Here is a 17,187-nt window from a genome sequence, read left to right as displayed (position 1 = left end):
TCGGGTTGAGTGGGTTACCCTACCGTACGCACACTTTCCAGGCCCATCGAATCCGCTGCCGGATTTTCCAGCGTGGACGCATTGGTGCGGCATCGGAACATTCCGGCTCAAACGCGGACCAATGGACCACTGCCAAGCTTGCCTGGCGCTTCCGGCCACAGGTTTCCAATCAGGAACACATCAAAACCAATGACGCTACGCAACCAGATCCAGCTGATCGCCTACCCCGACCGCATGGGGAACAATCTCGCAGACCTGTACACCATCATCGACAGGCACTTCTCGCGCGTGATCGGCGGCGTGCACATCCTGCCGCCCTACCCGTCGAATGCCGATGGCGGTTTCTCGCCGCTCAGCCACAAGGAGATCGATCCCAAGTACGGCACCTGGGCCGACATCGAGAAAATCTCCAGCCGCTTCGATCTGTGCCTGGACCTGACACTGAACCACATCTCCGACGAGTCCGAGGAGTTCAAGGACTTCATCGCCAAGGGCTACGATTCGGAGCACGCCGACCTGTTCGTGCACGTTGATCAGCTGGGCCCCATTTCACCTGACGACCTGGCGCGCATCCACATCCGCAAGGAAAAGGAGCCTTTCCGCGAGGTGACCTTCGCCGACGGCACCACCGGCCGCGTCTGGTGCACCTTCACCGAACACCAGATCGATCTCAACTTCAACTCACCCAAGACCTATGCGTTGATGGAGGACACCATCAAGTTCCTCGCCGCGCGCGGGGTGAAGCTGTTTCGCCTCGATGCCTTCGGCTACACCACCAAGAAGATCGGCACCAGCTGCTTCCTCGTCGAGCCGGACGTCTACGACCTCCTCAAGTGGATCGACGGCGTGGCGCGCGAAAACGGCGCCGAAACGCTGCCGGAAGTGCACGACCATTCCAGCTTCCAGTACGCCATCGCGCTGCACGGCATGCATCCGTATGGCTTCGCGCTCGCGCCACTGCTGCTCTACTCGCTGCTCGATGCCAACAGCGTTTACCTCAAGCAGTGGCTGCGCATGTGCCCGCGCAACCAGCTCACCGTGCTCGACACGCACGACGGCATCTGCATCCCGGACGTGGAAGGCATCCTGCCCAAGGCGGAAATCCAGGCGGTGGTCGACAACGTCAGCCAGCGCAGTGCCGATCCCATCCTGCGCCGCTCGGCCGCCAACGTGCACAGCGTGGGGGCGATCTACCAGCTCACCTGCACTTATTACGACGCGCTCAAGCGCAGCGACGACGCCTATATCGCCGCGCGCGCGATCCAGTTCTTCGCGCCGGGGATTCCGCAGGTCTACTACGTCGGCCTGCTGGCGGGTTGCAACGATATCGAACTCATGGAAGCCACCGGCGAGTTGCGCGACATCAACCGCCACCACTACACCCTCGATGAGGTCGACGAGGCGGTCAAGGCGCCGGTGGTGCGGCGGCTGCTCAAACTGATGGAATTCCGTTGCAGCTACCCCGCTTTCGATGGCGTCTTCCACCTGATGTATTCCAACGACAGCAGCGTGGCCATGTGCTGGCGTCACGGCGAGTTTCGCTGCGAACTGTTCGTCGACCTCAATTTCAAGAAGGCAACCGTCGGCTACGTCGACGTCAAGTCCAAGCGCTGGCTAACCATGCGCTGGTGAATCGGCCGGAAGAGCGGGGGCGGGCATGCCCGGCCCGCTTCCGGATTAAATCGCGGCCTCGCCCGATTCGCCGGTGCGGATGCGCACCACCTGTTCCATGTCACTGACGAAAATCTTGCCGTCGCCGATCTTGCCGGTGCGCGCGGCAGAGATGATCGCCTCCATCGCGCGTTCCAGCAGGCTGGCGGCGACGACCACTTCCAGCTTCACCTTGGGCAGAAAATCCACCACGTATTCGGCGCCGCGATACAGCTCGGTGTGGCCTTTCTGGCGGCCGAAGCCCTTGACCTCGGTGACGGTCAGGCCGGTCACGCCAATTTCTGACAAGGCTTCACGCACTTCGTCGAGCTTGAACGGTTTGATGATGGCTTCGATTTTCTTCATGGCAGGTCTCCTTCGGGTCGGTATTTCGAGGTAATCGGGTAGCGCCGGTCTTTGCCGAAATTGCGCGGCGTGATGCGCGGACCGGGCGGCGCCTGACGGCGCTTGTACTCGGCAAGGTCGACCATGCGGATCACCCGGCGCACGATAGCGGCATCGAACCCCTGCGCAACAATGTCGCGCGCCGACAGGTCGCGCTCGACATAGGCTTCCAGAATGGCATCGAGCACGTCGTACGGTGGCAGGCTGTCCTGATCGGTCTGGTCGGGCCGCAGTTCAGCCGACGGTGGGCGGTCGATGATGCGCTGCGGAATGACTTGAAATCCATCCACCGCAGATAGACTGTTGCGATAATTTGCCAGCCGATACACCCGCGTTTTCGCCACGTCCTTCAGCACGGCGAAGCCGCCCGCCATGTCACCGTAGAGCGTGGCGTAGCCGGCCGCCATCTCGCTTTTGTTGCCGGTGGTCAGCACCAGTGTGCCGAACTTGTTGGACAGCGCCATCAAGAGCGTGCCGCGCGTACGCGCCTGCAGGTTCTCTTCGGTGGTGTCGGCCGCCAGGCCCGCAAACTCGCCCGCCAGCTGCGCCACGAAGGAATCGAATATCGGTTTGATGGCGATTTCGGAGTAGCGCACACCGAGCCTTTTGACCATGTCGCGCGAATCCTCGACGCTGATGGAGGCGGTGTAATCCGACGGCATCATCACCGCGTGTACCTTGTCCGGTCCGATCGCATCGGCCGCAATCGCCAGCGTCAACGCCGAATCGATGCCGCCCGACAGGCCCAGATGCACACCCTTGAAACCGTTCTTGCCAAAATAATCGCGCACCGCCAGCACCAGTGCATCGTAGACGGCGGCCTCCTCGCCCGGCAGGGCATGCTGCGAGCCGCTGCAGGTGTCGCCGGCAAGTTCGAGATAGAACAGCCCTTCCTGCCAGGCCGGGCACTGTGCCACGACCTCGCCGTCGGTATTCAACGCAAACGACGCGCCGTCGAACACCAGTTCATCCTGCCCACCCACCAGGTTGGCGTAAATGATTGGCAGGCCGGCTTCGACCAGCCGCGAGCGCGCCACTGCAAGGCGCTCGCGCGCCTTGTTGAGGTGATAGGGCGAGGCGTTCGGCACCAGCAGCCAGTCGGCGCCGGCTTCCAGCGCGCGCGTCGCCGGCCCCGGTTCCCAGATATCGCCGCAGATGTTGAGGCCAAAATTCAGGCCGCCGCAGGCAAACACGCAGGACGCGTCGCCACGGTCGAACACGCGCTGCTCGTCGAACACGGAGTAGTTCGGCAGGTGATGCTTGCGGTACACCGTCTCGACCCGGCCGCCGCGCAGGAGCGCCGCGGCATTGAACAGTCCGTCGTCGCTACGCTCAGGATAGCCGACGATCAGCGCGAGTTCGGGCGGCGCCCCCGCTGCCAATTTCTCAACCGCCGCTGCACATGCCGCGGTGAAATCGCTTCGCAGCACCAGGTCCTCGGCCGGGTAGCCGCAGATCGACATCTCGGGGGTGAGCAGCAGGGCCGCACCGGCGGCGTGTGCTTCGTTCGCCGCGGCCAAAAGTTTGGCCGCGTTGCCGGCGATGTCGCCGACGGTGAGATTGAGTTGGGCGATGCCGAGTTTCATCGGATGGGCTTCATCGCGCCGCCAGCGCCTGCTGCACCGCTTCGCCCAGCCCTGCCGGGCTTTGCGCGACGACCACCCCCGCCACCTCCAGCGCGCGAATTTTTGCATCAGCCGTTCCGGCAGAGCCGGCGATGATCGCGCCCGCGTGCCCCATGCGCTTGCCCTTGGGCGCGGTGCGCCCGGCGATGTAGGCGGCGACGGGTTTCCTCATGCTCGAGCGGATGTATTCGGCGGCTTCCTCCTCGCGGCTGCCGCCAATTTCGCCGACGAGGATCACCGCTTCGGTCTGCGGGTCGTCCTCGAACATTTCAAGGCAATCGATGAAATCCAGCCCCTTGATCGGGTCGCCGCCGATGCCGACGCAGGTCGACTGCCCCAGCCCCAACTGCGTGGTCTGGTGCACCGCTTCGTAGGTCAGCGTGCCTGAGCGCGAGACGATGCCGATCTTGCCTTTCTGGTGGATGACGCCGGGCATGATGCCGATCTTGCATTCGCCCGAGGTGATGATGCCGGGACAGTTGGGGCCGATCAGCATGGCGCCGTTGGCACGCAGCGCAGCCTTGACGTTCAGCATGTCGAGCACCGGGATGCCTTCGGTGATGCAGACGATCACCTCGATGCCGGCATCGGCCGCTTCCAGAATCGAGTCGGCGGCAAACGCGGCCGGCACATAGATCATCGTCGCGCTGGCGCCGGTCTGGCGCACTGCGTCGCGCACGGTGTTGAATACGGGAAGGCCAAGGTTCGTCTGCCCGCCCTTGCCGGGGGTGACGCCGCCGACCATCCGCGTGCCGTAGGCGATCGCTTGTTCGGAATGGAAGCTGCCCTGCTTACCGGTGAAGCCCTGGCAGATGACGCGGGTGTCTTTGTTAACCAGAATGCTCATAAATCTTCACCACAGAGACACAGAGGTACGGAGAAACCCAAAGAAAAACTCTGTGTCTCTGTGCCTCTGTGGTTAATTGTTTTGTTCATTGCGCCGCCACCACAGCCTGTTTGGCGGCATCGGTAAGGCTCGCCGCCGCAATGATCGCCAGCCCCGATTCGGCCAGCAGCTTGCGGCCCAGCTCGGCATTGGTACCCTCCAGCCGCACCACCACCGGCACCTTCACGCCGACTTCCTTCACCGCCTGGATGATGCCCGCGGCGATCACGTCGCAGCGAACGATGCCGCCGAAAATATTGATCAGCACTGCGCGCACATTGGGGTCGAGCAGGATAATCTTGAAGCCCTGCGCCACCGTTTCGGGGGTGGCGCCGCCGCCGACGTCGAGGAAGTTGGCGGGCGTGCCGCCCTCCAATTGAATGAGATCCATCGTCGCCATCGCGAGGCCGGCGCCATTGACCATGCAACCGATGTTGCCGGAAAGCGCGACGTAGTTGACGTTGACCGCGTTGGCTGCCGCTTCCTTTGCGTCGATCTGGCTGTCGTCGCGCAGCTCACTCAGGGCCTTGCGGCGATACAGCGCGTTGTCGTCGACGCTCATCTTGCAGTCGAGCGGCAGCACGCGGTTGTCGGCAGTCACCACCAGCGGGTTGATTTCGAGCAGGGAGAGATCGTTGGCGATGAACACGCGATACAGCTGCGGCAGCAGGTGGCAGAAATCCTTGTACGCCTCGCCCTTCAGTTCCAACGCGAAGGCCAGCGCACGGCACTGGAAATCCTGCACGCCCAGCAGCGGGTCGCAGGTTTCGGTCAGGACCTTTTCCGGGGTGGCGTGGGCCACGTCCTCGATATCCATGCCGCCTGCGGCGGACGCCACGATGGCGACGCGTTCGGTTTCGCGGTCGACCAGCAGCGACAGGTACAACTCGCGGGCGATCGGCAGCGTCTCTTCCACCAGCACCAGGTTCACCGGCTGGCCGTCAGGCGCGTTCTGATTGGTCAGCAGCGGCTTGCCGAGCAGTGATTCGGCCATGGCGCGCACGTCGTCGAGGCGCTTGACGACCTTGACCCCGCCCACCTTGCCGCGCCCACCGGCGTGAATCTGCGCCTTCACCACCCAGGCGTCGCCGCCCAGTTCGCCGGCGGCCTCTACTGCGGCATCGGCACTCGCTGCGGCGATGCCGCGCGGCGTGGTAATGTTGCCCGACCGTAATATTTGTTTGGCCTGATATTCATGCAGGTTCATTGTTTTTCGATGGAAACTCGCCAAAACGTGCATTTTGAAGCAAAGCCCCCCGCGACGGAAGCCGAAGACGCAGAAACAGTTGTCCGCGTCGTTACGCGCATGGCGGACCTTGATCCGGATGCCTGGGACGCCCTGGCCGGCGATTCGCCCTTCCTGCAGCACGCCTTTCTGCATGCGCTAGAAGCCACCGATTGCGTTGGCGCCCACATCGGCTGGGAGCCTGTGCATCTGGCGCTGTTCAGGAGCGGCCGGCTCGACGCCGCAATGCCGCTCTACGTCAAGCACCACTCCTGGGGCGAGTTCGTGTTCGACTGGGCGTGGGCCGACGCCTACCGCCGCCACGGCCTTGCCTATTACCCCAAGCTGGTGTGCTGTGTGCCGTTTTCGCCGGTGCCCGGCCCGCGCCTGCTGGCGAAAAACGACGCCGACCGCGCCACGCTGATCCAGTCCGCGTTGAAGCTCACCCGCGACTTGAACTGCTCGTCGTTCCACATCCTGTTCCCCACCGAGCCCGACCATGCTGCGCTCGAGGCCACACCTCTCTTGCACCGCAGCGGCTTCCAGTTCCACTGGAACAACGCGGGCTATGGCAGCTTCGACGATTTTCTCGCGGCGATGACGCACGACAAGCGCAAGAAGATCCGCCAGGAAAGGAAGAAGCTGCACAAGCTTGGGGTGACATTTCGCTGGGTGGAAGGCGCGGAGAGCACCGACGCCGACTGGGACCATTTCTACCGCTGCTACGCCGACACCTACGCCCGCCACCGCAGCGAACCGCACCTCAACCGCGCCTTCTTCGCGGCGCTGCGCGAGACGATGCCGGACAGTCTGGTGCTGATCGTGGCCGAAAAAGACCGTGGGCCGATCGCCTGCTCGTTCTGCATCAAGGATGTCCAGCGGCTGTATGGCCGCCACTGGGGCACGCTGGAATACGTGCCCGGCCTGCACTTCGAGACCTGCTATCAGCAGGGCATCGAATACGCGATCGTCCACGGCCTGAAGGTATTCGAAGGTGGCGCACAGGGCGAACACAAGCTCGCGCGCGGGCTGGTTCCGACCGCCACGCATTCCTGGCACTGGCTGGAAAACACCGAATTCCGCGAGGCGGTCGACCGCTTCCTAGAACGCGAAACGGACGCCATCAGCCACTACATGGACGAACTCGACGGGCCGTTCCGCCGCGAGCCGCCCGGCTAAGGGGTATCGCTCAGACCAGAACGGCGGTCAGATAGGTTACATACAAGGCGCCGTTGACGAGCAGGTGCCACACGCGCAGGCCACCGTTCAACGCCGCCCAGCGCAGCCAGAATGCTGCGATCAGCGTGATCAGCACGCCCAGCAGCACTTCCTTTTGCGGCGCCCACGGCGTCAGCGAAATGCCGATGGCGGGCAACAGCGTGCCCTGGAATACCATCGCGCCGGTGATGTTGCCGAAAGCCAGGGTGTCCTTGCGTTTGCGGATCCACAAAATCGAATTCACCTTTTCCGGCAGCTCGGTCGCGATCGGGATGATCAAAAGCGACAGCAGCAGCGCGGAAATGCCGATGATGGGCGCAGCGGCTTCCACGCCGTGGATAAAGCCCTTGGCGCCGGTGATTAGCAGCGCCAGGCCCAGTGCCAGTTGCACCAGGATGAAAAACAGATTCTGCGGCACACCCAGGCGGGTCAGCAGCATCGGCGAGCCCGCCTCGGTGGCGTGGCCGCCTTCCACCAGCCCGGCCGACGCGCGCAGGGTCAGCATGACGTAGACAAAGTAGATCGTCACCATGACAAAGGCGATGCCCGCACGTACCCAGCCTTCGCCATGCGGGATGAACATGGCGACAAACGCCAGCAGGAACGCCATCAGGAAGAAGTCCAGGTCGCGCTTGAGGCCGGTCTTCTCCGGGGTGAAGTGGCCCAGCAGGCCGCGACGCTTCACCACCGCCACGCTCATCAGGAACAGCGTCAGCGTCGACAGCATCAGCGGCGCGCCGAGAATCGCGCCGACGCCGATTTCCTGGTTGACCGCTGTATTGCCGGTGCCGGCAAAGATCGCCAGCAGCGGCACCAGGGTTTCCGGCATAGCGGTGCCGACCGCGGCGAACAGCGAACCGGTCACGCCTTCCGAGATGTTGAGTTTTTCGCCCAGGTGTTCGAGCGCGTTGACAAAGATTTCCGCCGCCACCAGGATGAGCAGCAGAAAACCGAAGAGTTCGAGAAACAGCATGAGCGCCAGCCAGGAGGAAAGCCGCGATTCTAGCAGCCCGGATGCCGCCGTCCTACCCGCTTTTTCACGCCTGACCGAGGGCGACTTTCATGCCCGTCTCGCCGCGTCTTCCGGCATCGCCGTGGTGCTGTTCAGCGCGCCACACTGCGGGGCATGCCGGGCGTGGAAACGCCTGCTGCCGGATGCGCTATCCGGTTTGGCTCACGCGCTGTTTGAGGTCGATGTCAGCGAAGCCACCGGGGTGGCGCGCTGCTTCGACATCTTTCATCTGCCGACGGTATACCTCTTTCGAGATGGCCACTTCCATGCCGAACTGCAGTGCGAGGCGCGGCCGGACGCCATCAGGCAGGCTGTTCAAAGCCTGCTGGCAGCGCCGCCGCAGGAGGAGCCCTGAAGATTCTTGCCGTGTACCTTGTATATCGCACTGACAAACCAATCGGCCCGAGGGCGGGCCTCCTACAAGGTCGCTTGTAGGAGCGGCGCCCTCGCCGCGAATTCGTTCCGATCCACATCACACCAAGCAAGAACGGGGGCGTATGGCTTAAACAAGCCCCCGTCCAAGGAACACCACGGCAATGGTTAGCAGGCCCAGACTGAGGTTGATGCCGATCAGCATGCGAATCTGCGCCAGCGCGGCGCCGCCGGCTTTCCAGTTCTGCTCGCCGACCGCGCGCTTGAGTTTCGTGTAGGGCGCGAAGAACACGTGCGCGAAAATCAGCATCATCACCACGCCCAGCACCAGCATGGCCATGGCGTAGTGCGACGCGGCCATGCCGCCGACTTTCACCAGCATGTGCAGGCCGGTCAGCAGAATCAGCGCCACCGACGCCCACACCCAGGGGAAAAACTTACCGAACACGCCGGCCCACAGGGTGAGCCGCAGCGGCGGTTCGAGCACGCTGGCGGCCACCGGGCGCAGCGCCATGTAGGCGAAGAACATGCCGCCGACCCAGACGACGACCCCCAATACATGCAGAAACAAAGACAGGGCCATGGAGTTTCCTTTCTGATTTCAGAATAAGGTGGCTTGATCGAGAACGAGTTTAACCGGGCCGAAGCTGCGCCGATGCTGGGGGCAGGCGCCGTGTTCCTGCAAGGCCGCCAGATGCGCGGCTGTGCCGTAACCCATGTGGCGGGCAAATCCGTAGGCCGGATATTCATCGTGCAACGTGCCCATGAACTGGTCGCGCACGGTCTTGGCCAGAATCGAGGCGGCGGCGATCGCGGCCACCTTGTCGTCGCCCTTGACCACCGCCTGCGAGCGCCACGCCCAGTCGGGGCAGCGGTTGCCGTCCACCCAGACTTCGTCCGGCGCACGTCCCAGCCCAGCCACGGCGCGCTGCATCGCCAGCATGGTGGCGTGCAGAATGTTCAGCCGGTCGATTTCGGCGACGCTGGCCTCGGCCACACACCAGGCAGCGGCGCGCAGGCGAATCTCGCCGGCCAGGCGCTCGCGCGCGGCGGCGGAAAGTTTCTTGGAGTCGCGTAGGCCATCGATCGGCTGAGCGGGGTCGAGCATGACTGCCGCTGCCATCACCGGCCCCGCCAGCGGACCGCGGCCGGCCTCGTCGACGCCGCACAGCCCCCATGGGCCGACATGCAGGATGACAGGCGGGCGAAGCGTCATGCGCGCTCCAGATAGGGCTCAAGCGCCTTGGCAATACGGGCGCTGGCATCCTGCCGCAAGCTCAAGTGCATGGCGCGAAAGGTTTCGATGACAGCTTCCCGGCGCGGCGCATCGTCCAGCCAGGCCAGTGCATCATTTGCCAGGTTCTCGGGGGTGGCGGCTTCCTGCACCCGTTCCGGCACCACGAAGTCGCGCGCCAGGATATTCGGCAGCCCGATCCACGGCAACAGCGCCTTTTTCCGCATCAGGTACGCGGTGAGCGCAGGCACGCGATAGGTGATCACCATGGGTTTCTTGAACAGCGCGGCTTCGAGCGTGGCGGTGCCGGAGGCCACCAGCGCCACGTCGCAAGCCGCCAGCGCGGTGTGCGACTGGCCATCCAGAACCCGCAGCGGCAGATCGAGTCCCTGCATTGCCTGCCGGACCAGCCGGGCAGCCGCCGCGTTCGCGGCGGGCAGCACGAACTGCGCGTCGGGATGGCGCTGGCGAATGCGCACCGCCGCGTCGAGCATCAGCCGCGCATGACGCGTCACTTCAGAGAGCCGGCTGCCCGGCAGCAGTGCGATCACCGGGCCGGCTGCCAGGCCCAAAGTCATTCGTGCTGCAGCGGTATCGGGTTGCAAAGGAATCACGTCTGCCAATGGATGGCCGACGTAGGTGACGGGGATGCCCGCGTCGCGATAGATCTGCGCCTCGAACGGAAACACCACCAGCATGTGCGACACCGCCTGCCTGATGCGGTGGATGCGTTCGGGACGCCACGCCCAGATCGACGGGCTGACGAAATGCACGGTTGGAATGCCGGCCTGCTTGAGCTTCGCTTCCAGGGTGAAGTTGAAATCCGGCGCATCGATGCCGACAAAAACGCGCGGCCGCTCGCGCAGGAAGTAGCGGGTGATGCGCGAGCGGATCCACAGCAGTTCGGGCAGGTGGCGCAGCACCTCGACGTAACCGTTGACGGCCAGTTTATCGCTCGGATAGACCGCTTCGACGCCGGCTTCGACCATGCGTGGGCCGGCGATGCCGGCAGCGCGCAAACCGGGATGCCGCTGTTTCAGCGCGGCAATGAAGTGCGCGCCGAGGAGGTCGCCGGACGCTTCGCCGGCGACCACACCGAGGTCCATCACCGGATGATGCCGCGCTCGGCGCGCGCGATGAAATCGAGCAGCTGCTGTATTTCGGCGTGCTGCGCCGCCTCGGGCGCGAGCTTGGCCTGGGCTTCGGCCAGCGTGTTGCCTTCGCGATAGAGAATCTTGTAGGCGCGCTTCAGGGCGGCCAGCGCCTCGGCGGAAAACCCGCGCCGCTTGAGGCCTTCGCTGTTGAGGCCATGCGGCGCTGCAGGCTGGCCGGAGGCCATGATGAAGGGCGGGATATCCTTGAACACGACGCTGGAGATGCCGGTCATCACGTGGGCGCCGATCTTGCAGAACTGGTGCACGCCGGTGAAGCCGCCCAGAATCGCCCAGTCGCCCACTTCGGCGTGACCCGCCAGCGATGCGTTGTTGGCAAAGATCGTATGGTCGCCCACCACGCAATCGTGCGCGATGTGAACGTAGGCCATGATCCAGTTGTGATTGCCGATAGTGGTGACGCCGCGGTCCTGCACGGTGCCGGTGTTGAAGGTGCAGAATTCGCGGATCACATTGTGGTTGCCGATTTCCAGCCGGGTGGGCTCGCCGGCATATTTCTTGTCCTGCGGCGCCTCGCCGAGCGAGACGAAATGGAATATCTGGTTGTGCGCGCCGATTTTGGTGTGGCCGGTGATGACGGCGTGGGCGCCGACCGTGGTGCCGGCACCAATCTCGACGTGTTCGCCGATGATCGTGTAAGGCCCGATCTCGACGTTGTCGGCAAGCCGGGCACCCGCGGCGACCAGCGCGGTGGGATGGATCAACGCCATGTCAGGGCTTGTCGCGCAGGGTTGCCATGAGTTCCGCCTCGGCGACCAGCGCGCCATCCACTTCGGCGCGTGCGGTGTATTTCCAGATGCCGCGCATTTCGCGCACGATATCGACCTTGAGCACCAGCTGATCGCCCGGTTTGACCGGCTTCTTGAAACGCGCGCCGTCGATGCCGGCGAAATAGACGATGCCGATATCCTCCGGCGTGTAGTTCTTGGTCTTGAACGACAGGATCGCCGCCGCCTGCGCCATCGCTTCCAGAATCAGCACGCCCGGCATCACCGGTGAGACGGGAAAATGGCCGGGGAAAAACGGCTCGTTGATGGTGACGTTCTTGATCGCGGTGATGGTCTTGCCGAGTTCGAGTTCGATGACCTTGTCGATCAGCAGAAAGGGGTAGCGGTGCGGCAGGTACTGCATGACCTGCTCGATGTCCATCACGCTCATAATTTGCTTTCCAGTTCGTTGATTCGTTTTTCAAGCTGCTTGATGCGGTTCACCAGCTTGTCGAGGTTGCGCATGTGGACGGCATTTTTCTGCCAGACCTCGTGTTCGGTGAACGGCGGCGCCGAGGTGTAGGTGCCTGCCTTCGGTAGCGACTTGGTGATCAGCGTGTTGGTCGAGATGCGGGTGCCGTCGGCGATCTCGATGTGGCCGAAGATCATCGCCGCCCCGCCGATCATGCAGTGGCGTCCGATTTTGGCGCTGCCGGCGATGCCGGTGCAGGCGGCAATCACGGTATGCGCACCGATCACCACGTTGTGCGCGACCTGGATCAGGTTGTCGAGCTTGACGCCTTCCTCGATCACCGTGTCTTCCAGCGCACCGCGGTCGATGGTGGTGCAGGCACCGACCTCGACATCGTCGCCGATCAGCACGCGGCCGATCTGCGGGATTTTCTCCCAACAGCCCTCGTTCGGCGCAAAGCCGAAGCCGTCGGCGCCGATGACGCAGCCGGAATGCAGGATGGCACGGTCGCCCACTTCGCAGCGGTGATACAGGGTGACATTGGCGTGCAGCAGGCAGTCGATGCCGATGCGGACATGGTCGCCGACAACGCAGTTGGGGCCGATCACCGTGCGGGCGCCGATCACCGCGCCGCTGCCGACCACCGCGCCAGCGGCGATGCTGGCGTCGGCGGCGATCTCCGCATCCGGCGCGACCGTCGCCGCGGGATGAACCCCCGCAGGCGGTCGCGGCGGCGGATTGAGCAGGGCCGACACGCGCGCGAAATACAGGTAGGGATTGGAGGTGAGGATGCGCGGCAGATCGGTGGCGTCGCGCGCGTCCTCCGGCAGAATCACCGCGCCGGCGTGCGTATCGGCCAGTTGGGACAGATACTTGCCCTGCGAGATAAAACCGATCTCGTCAGGCGTGGCGCGATCCAGCGGGGCCACCTGGCTTACCGTCCGCGCGCCATCGCCCACGAGCTCTCCGCCAAAGCGGGCGACCAGCTCAGTCAGGGTTGCGGCCATCGGATCGGTTTATTTTCTGCAATCGAGTTGTGTTTTGACGGCGGGCTTATTTTCCGCCGAGTGCCTTCATCACCCGATCGGTGATGTCGGTCTTGGGATCGACGTAGACTGCCTGCTCGACGACCAGGTCGAATTTTTCAGCGCGGGCAATGTCCTGAATCGCCTTGCGCGCGCGCTCCTGTATCTGCCCCAGCTCTTCATTGCGGCGCAGGTTGAGGTCTTCGCGGAATTCGCGGCCCTGGCGCTGCAGGTCGCGGTTGAGATTGCCAAGGTCGCGTTCCTTCGTCTTGCGCTCGCTGTCCGACATGGTCACGCCGTCCTTGTCGAGCTGCGCCTGCAGATCACGCGCCTGCTTGGCGAGTTTCTGCAATTCCTGATCGCGCGCGGCGAATTCGCGCTCGAGCTTTTTCTGTGCGGCGACCGACAACGGCGCTTCGCGCAACAGGCGCTCGGTGTTGACGAAACCGATCTTGGTGTTGGCCAGGGCGGGGACGGCCGCAAAGGCGGACGCCAGAATCAGGGAAACGACTAGCTGCTTGAATTTCATCATCACATACTCCGGTTACGGCTAACCCTAGAACGTACTGCCCAGGGTGAATTGGAACACTTCGGTCTTGTCGCCATCCTTCTTGACAATCGGTTGCGCCAAACTGAATTTGAGCGGGCCGAGCGGCGACACCCACAAAATCGCCACCCCTGCCGAATAGCGCAAATCCCCGAAGGCAAATGTTTTGTACAGGCCATCATTATCTCTAGGGCCAAAGGTGGCACCCGCATCGATAAAGGCCGACATACGCAGCGATTGGTCATCCTTGAGTCCCGGCAGGGGGAAGAAGAGTTCCGCGTTGGCGATCACGCGCTTGTCGCCGCCGAGCGCGTCGCTGTTGACATCTTTTGGCCCCAGCGTGCCATTCTTGAAGCCCCGAACTGAGCTGGTACCGCCAGCGTAGAAGTTCTTGAAGAACGGCAATGGCTTGCCCGACAGGCCATCGCCGATTCCTGCTTCACCGTTCAACATGAGGGTGAAGTTATTGCTCAGCGGGAAGAACTGCTGGTGCTGGAAGGACAGTTTGTAGTATTGGAGACTGCCGGCTGGGGTGCCAATTTCCGCCGCCACCCGCTGGAACACGCCCTTGGTCGGGAACAGGAAACTATTACGGGTATCGCGCGCCCAGGAAGTATCCAAACGCAATGTATCGTTGTCTTCGCCAAATTCCTGGACGAAATCGTATTGCACACCACTGGTTGCCGTGGTGGTGAGCGAAGTCTGCTCGTAGGTCAGTCCGAACGAGATGAAGTCGCGTTCGTTGATCGGCAGGCCGAAGCGCATACCCGCACCATAGGTGGAGGTCTTGTAATCGGCGACGTTGTCAAGTGAGGAGGCATCGACATCGCGCCGGTACAGGTCATAGCCCAGGCTGATGCCGTCGAGGGTGTAGTAGGGGTTGGTGTACGACAGCGAATACACGGTGTTGACGCTGCCCGAGTTGATTTGCGCCGATAGCCGGTTGCCGGTGCCGAACACGTTGCTCTGCGACACCGAACCCGACAGCACCAGGCCTTCGGACGACGAGAAACCGGCACCCAGCATGATGTTGCCGGTCGATTTCTCGGCCACGCTCACGTTGACGTCGACCTGATCGGTAGTCCCTGAAACAGCGGGCGTTTCGATGTTGACTTCGTTGAAATAGCCCAGCCGGTTCAGGCGGTCGCGCGAGCGGTTGATCTTTTCGGCATCGTAATACGCGCCTTCCATTTGGCGTATTTCGCGGCGCACCACTTCATCCTGGGTCTTGGTGTTGCCCGCAACGTTGATGCGGTTCACGTAGACGCGACGACCAGGATCGATGAACAGGGTGAAGGCGACCGTGGCCTTTTCCTTGTCGAGCTCTGGCACCGCATTGACGTTGGCAAACGCATAGCCGTCGTTGCCGAGGCGGTCGCCGATTTTTTTCGTGGTCTCGGTCAGGCGGTCGCGCACGAACACCTCGCCTGGCTTGATGGTGATGAGTTTCTGCAGTTCCGCTTCCGGCACCAGCATCTGCCCCGCCAGTTTGACGTCAGACACCTTGTATTGCGGGCCTTCGGTGACGTTGACGGTGATGTAGATGCCCTGCTTGTCGGGCGAAATCGACACCTGGGTGGAGTCGACATTGAATTCGAGATAGCCGCGATTGAGGTAGAACGAGCGCAGGGCCTCGATATCGCCCGCCAGACGAGATTTGGAATACTGGTCGCTCTTGGTGTACCAGGTCAGCCAGCCCGGCGTGGTGGAGCCGAACGCTTTCAGCAGGGTCTTCTCCTTGAAGGCCTGGTTGCCGACGATGTTGATCTGCTGGATCTTGGCGCTGTCGCCTTCCACCACGTCGAACTGCACGGCGACCCGGTTGCGCTCCAGCGGCGTCAGGGTGGACTTGATTTCCACCGCGTACTTGCCGCGGTTGAAATACTGCCGCTGCAGCTCCTGTTCGGCCTTGTCCAGCATGGCGCGGTCGAGCACGCGGCCTTCGGCCAGGCCGGTCTGCTTGAGGCCGGCCTTCAGGTCGTCCGCAGAAAACTCCTTGATGCCGGACAGGGTGATCGTGGCGATCGAGGGGCGCTCTTCAACCGTGACGATCACCACGCCGTCGCGCGCTTCCAGCCGCACATCCTTGAAAAATCCGGTGGCGTAGAGCGCCTTGATCGCCGCCGCGGTTTTCTCGTCGGTCATCACATCGCCGACCTTGACCGGCAGGTAGCTGAAAACCGTGCCCGCCTCGGTGCGCTGGATGCCCTCGACCCGGATATCCTTGACGACGAAGGGCTCCTCGGCGAACACGGGTTGCGCGGCGAAGAGGGCAGCAAGGGCAAGCGTCAAACGGCTCAGGGTCATGGTTGTATTCATCCGCCTATCAGGCGTTGCAAATCGTTGAACAGGGCAAACGACATCAGCAGCAGCAGGAGAATCATGCCGATTCGGCTGCCGATTTCCATGGTGCGTTCGGACACCGGGCGACCGGTGAAAACTTCGGCCACATAATACATGAGGTGCCCTCCATCCAGCAGCGGGATGGGCAGCAGATTGAGCACCCCCAGACTCACGCTCACCAGCGCCAGAAAGCCGACAAAACTGATCCAGCCGAGGGCGGCACTCTGGCCTGCGTAATCGGCAATGGTCAGCGGACCGGACAGGTTTTTCCACGACACCTGACCCAGCACCATACGCCCCATCATCTCCAGCGTGAACACGCTCATGTCCCAGGTCTTGACCGCGCCGTGCCACAGCGCATCGATCGGACCGTAGCGCACTTCGGTCATCAGCGTGGCCAGCATCGCCTCATCAATTTGGGGACCAGCGCCGATCTTGCCGACGCGCTGGCCGGCTTCGTCCACCGCTTCGGGAACGACGGTCAACTCACCATGCTGCCCCTGTCGCTCATATTCGATGCGCAAGGGCTTGGCCGGGTGCTGGCGAACCCGCTGCACCCAGTCCTGCCAGCTCGCCAGCGGGGTGCCGTTGGCGGCGATCAGCCGGTCGCCGGGCTGAAAACCTGCGCGCGCGGCCGCACCGTCCGGCAACACCTTGCCGATCACCGGGTCGAGCACCGGATCGTAGCGTACGATGCCCAGAGGACGCAGGATGTCGTGTTCCAGGTTCTCGGTCTGCATCGGCGCGGCATCGAGCTGCACGCTGCGGCCATCCGCCAGTTCCAGCGTAAGCGCGTCACCCGCCACCCCCGCACGCAACAGATTCAGTCGCAAATCCTGGAACGACGGCGTGTCGTTGCCATTGACGCGGCGGATTTCGTCGCCCGCCACCAGGCCAGCCTGCGCCGCAGGGGTGTTGGCGGGCGGCTCGCCGATCATCGGCTTCATCGCCGGAAGGCCGTGCAGGAACAGCGCCCAGTAAAACACGATAGCGAGCAGAAAATTGGCGATTGGCCCTGCCGAGACGATGCCGATGCGGCGCCACACGGTGGCGCGGTTGAAGCTGCGGTGCGCCTCCGCCGCCGGGACCTCGCCTTCGCGCTCGTCGAGCATCTTGACGTAGCCGCCTAACGGCAGCGCGGACAGCATCCACTCGGTCAGGTCGCGGCCAAAGCGGCGGCTGAGCAAGGGTTTGCCGAAACCGACCGAAAAACGCAGCACCTTGACGCCGGCCAGCCTTGCGGCGAGGTAGTGGCCGAATTCGTGCACTACCACCAGAATGCCGATAGCAACCA

Annotated in this window: 17 protein-coding genes; 3 read left to right on the top strand and 14 right to left on the bottom strand. The window is 63.2% G+C overall.

Translation table 11 applies throughout. The features are described from left to right. The first annotated feature begins 189 nt into the window (after window positions 1-189). Complete coding sequence (gene gtfA / locus ABW22_RS14835) at window positions 190-1,632, top strand: sucrose phosphorylase (RefSeq protein WP_059758466.1); 1,443 nt, start codon at window positions 190-192, stop codon at window positions 1,630-1,632. Between the two features lie 45 nt (window positions 1,633-1,677). Here gtfA and ABW22_RS14830 read toward each other — a convergent pair whose 3' ends face one another. From ABW22_RS14830 to sucC, 4 genes are all read right to left on the bottom strand, one after another. After that, window positions 1,678-2,016, bottom strand: a complete 339-nt coding sequence (locus ABW22_RS14830) for a P-II family nitrogen regulator (protein ID WP_059758461.1) — start codon at window positions 2,014-2,016, stop codon at window positions 1,678-1,680. Continuing rightward, window positions 2,013-3,641 carry an NAD+ synthase gene (locus ABW22_RS14825; RefSeq protein WP_059758456.1) on the bottom strand — a complete coding sequence of 543 codons (1,629 nt, stop codon included), beginning with the start codon at window positions 3,639-3,641 and terminating at the stop codon, window positions 2,013-2,015. Before ABW22_RS14825 ends, ABW22_RS14830 begins: the two co-directional genes overlap by 4 nt. Window positions 3,642-3,651: 10 nt before the next feature. Then, complete coding sequence (gene sucD / locus ABW22_RS14820) at window positions 3,652-4,527, bottom strand: succinate--CoA ligase subunit alpha (protein ID WP_059758453.1); 876 nt, start codon at window positions 4,525-4,527, stop codon at window positions 3,652-3,654. Window positions 4,528-4,612: 85 nt separating this feature from the next. Further along, a complete protein-coding gene (sucC, locus tag ABW22_RS14815; RefSeq protein WP_059758448.1) occupies window positions 4,613-5,773 on the bottom strand; it encodes an ADP-forming succinate--CoA ligase subunit beta in 1,161 nt (386 codons plus the stop codon). A 99-nt stretch (window positions 5,774-5,872) separates the two neighbouring features. Here sucC and ABW22_RS14810 point away from each other — a divergent pair, with 99 nt between their 5' ends. After that, window positions 5,873-6,970, top strand: a complete 1,098-nt coding sequence (locus ABW22_RS14810) for a GNAT family N-acetyltransferase (protein ID WP_419184929.1) — start codon at window positions 5,873-5,875, stop codon at window positions 6,968-6,970. Between the two features lie 10 nt (window positions 6,971-6,980). Here the strand turns inward: ABW22_RS14810 and ABW22_RS14805 are convergent, their stop codons facing one another. Continuing rightward, window positions 6,981-7,982, bottom strand: coding sequence for a sodium:calcium antiporter (locus ABW22_RS14805; protein WP_059758440.1), 1,002 nt, complete (start codon window positions 7,980-7,982; stop codon window positions 6,981-6,983). On the opposite strand from ABW22_RS14805, the gene ABW22_RS14800 reads away from it, so the two are divergent. Beyond that, the gene (locus ABW22_RS14800; RefSeq protein WP_059758438.1) at window positions 7,981-8,376 is read left to right on the top strand and encodes a thioredoxin family protein; all 396 of its coding nucleotides are present in this window, start codon (window positions 7,981-7,983) and stop codon (window positions 8,374-8,376) included. The genes ABW22_RS14805 and ABW22_RS14800 overlap by 2 nt on opposite strands. A gap of 147 nt (window positions 8,377-8,523) precedes the next feature. On the opposite strand, the gene ABW22_RS14795 is transcribed toward ABW22_RS14800, so the two are convergent. From ABW22_RS14795 to rseP, 9 genes are all read right to left on the bottom strand, one after another. After that, on the bottom strand, window positions 8,524-8,976 hold the full coding sequence (locus ABW22_RS14795) for a CopD family protein (protein WP_059758435.1): 453 nt from the start codon (window positions 8,974-8,976) through the stop codon (window positions 8,524-8,526). An 18-nt stretch (window positions 8,977-8,994) separates the two neighbouring features. Then, entirely contained in the window at window positions 8,995-9,609 is a 615-nt protein-coding gene (gene rnhB, locus ABW22_RS14790) for a ribonuclease HII (RefSeq protein ID WP_059758433.1), read from the bottom strand. After that, window positions 9,606-10,733 (bottom strand): lipid-A-disaccharide synthase, encoded by a 1,128-nt coding sequence (gene lpxB, locus ABW22_RS14785; protein ID WP_059758430.1) that lies wholly within the window; start codon window positions 10,731-10,733, stop codon window positions 9,606-9,608. Before lpxB ends, rnhB begins: the two co-directional genes overlap by 4 nt. Beyond that, window positions 10,733-11,509 (bottom strand): acyl-ACP--UDP-N-acetylglucosamine O-acyltransferase, encoded by a 777-nt coding sequence (gene lpxA / locus ABW22_RS14780; RefSeq protein ID WP_082708916.1) that lies wholly within the window; start codon window positions 11,507-11,509, stop codon window positions 10,733-10,735. Before lpxA ends, lpxB begins: the two co-directional genes overlap by 1 nt. A gap of 1 nt (window position 11,510) precedes the next feature. Then, entirely contained in the window at window positions 11,511-11,948 is a 438-nt protein-coding gene (gene fabZ / locus ABW22_RS14775) for a 3-hydroxyacyl-ACP dehydratase FabZ (RefSeq protein ID WP_193393316.1), read from the bottom strand. 5 nt (window positions 11,949-11,953) lie between these two features. Beyond that, window positions 11,954-12,985 (bottom strand): UDP-3-O-(3-hydroxymyristoyl)glucosamine N-acyltransferase, encoded by a 1,032-nt coding sequence (gene lpxD, locus ABW22_RS14770; RefSeq protein WP_059758424.1) that lies wholly within the window; start codon window positions 12,983-12,985, stop codon window positions 11,954-11,956. Between the two features lie 46 nt (window positions 12,986-13,031). Beyond that, on the bottom strand, window positions 13,032-13,535 hold the full coding sequence (locus ABW22_RS14765; protein WP_059758420.1) for an OmpH family outer membrane protein: 504 nt from the start codon (window positions 13,533-13,535) through the stop codon (window positions 13,032-13,034). Between the two features lie 24 nt (window positions 13,536-13,559). Further along, window positions 13,560-15,857: an outer membrane protein assembly factor BamA gene (bamA, locus tag ABW22_RS14760; RefSeq protein WP_059758417.1), complete on the bottom strand. Its 2,298-nt coding sequence runs from the start codon at window positions 15,855-15,857 to the stop codon at window positions 13,560-13,562. An 8-nt stretch (window positions 15,858-15,865) separates the two neighbouring features. Continuing rightward, a partial coding sequence (rseP, locus tag ABW22_RS14755; protein ID WP_059758414.1) for an RIP metalloprotease RseP occupies window positions 15,866-17,187 on the bottom strand: 1,322 nt, incomplete at its 5' end.

The sequence above is a fragment of the Thiobacillus denitrificans genome (genome assembly GCF_001530125.1).
Classification (GTDB): Bacteria; Pseudomonadota; Gammaproteobacteria; order Burkholderiales; family Thiobacillaceae; genus Thiobacillus; species Thiobacillus denitrificans_C.
The sequence above is the reverse complement of the archived record's forward strand: the minus strand, read 5'-3'. Positions and strand labels throughout refer to the sequence as shown.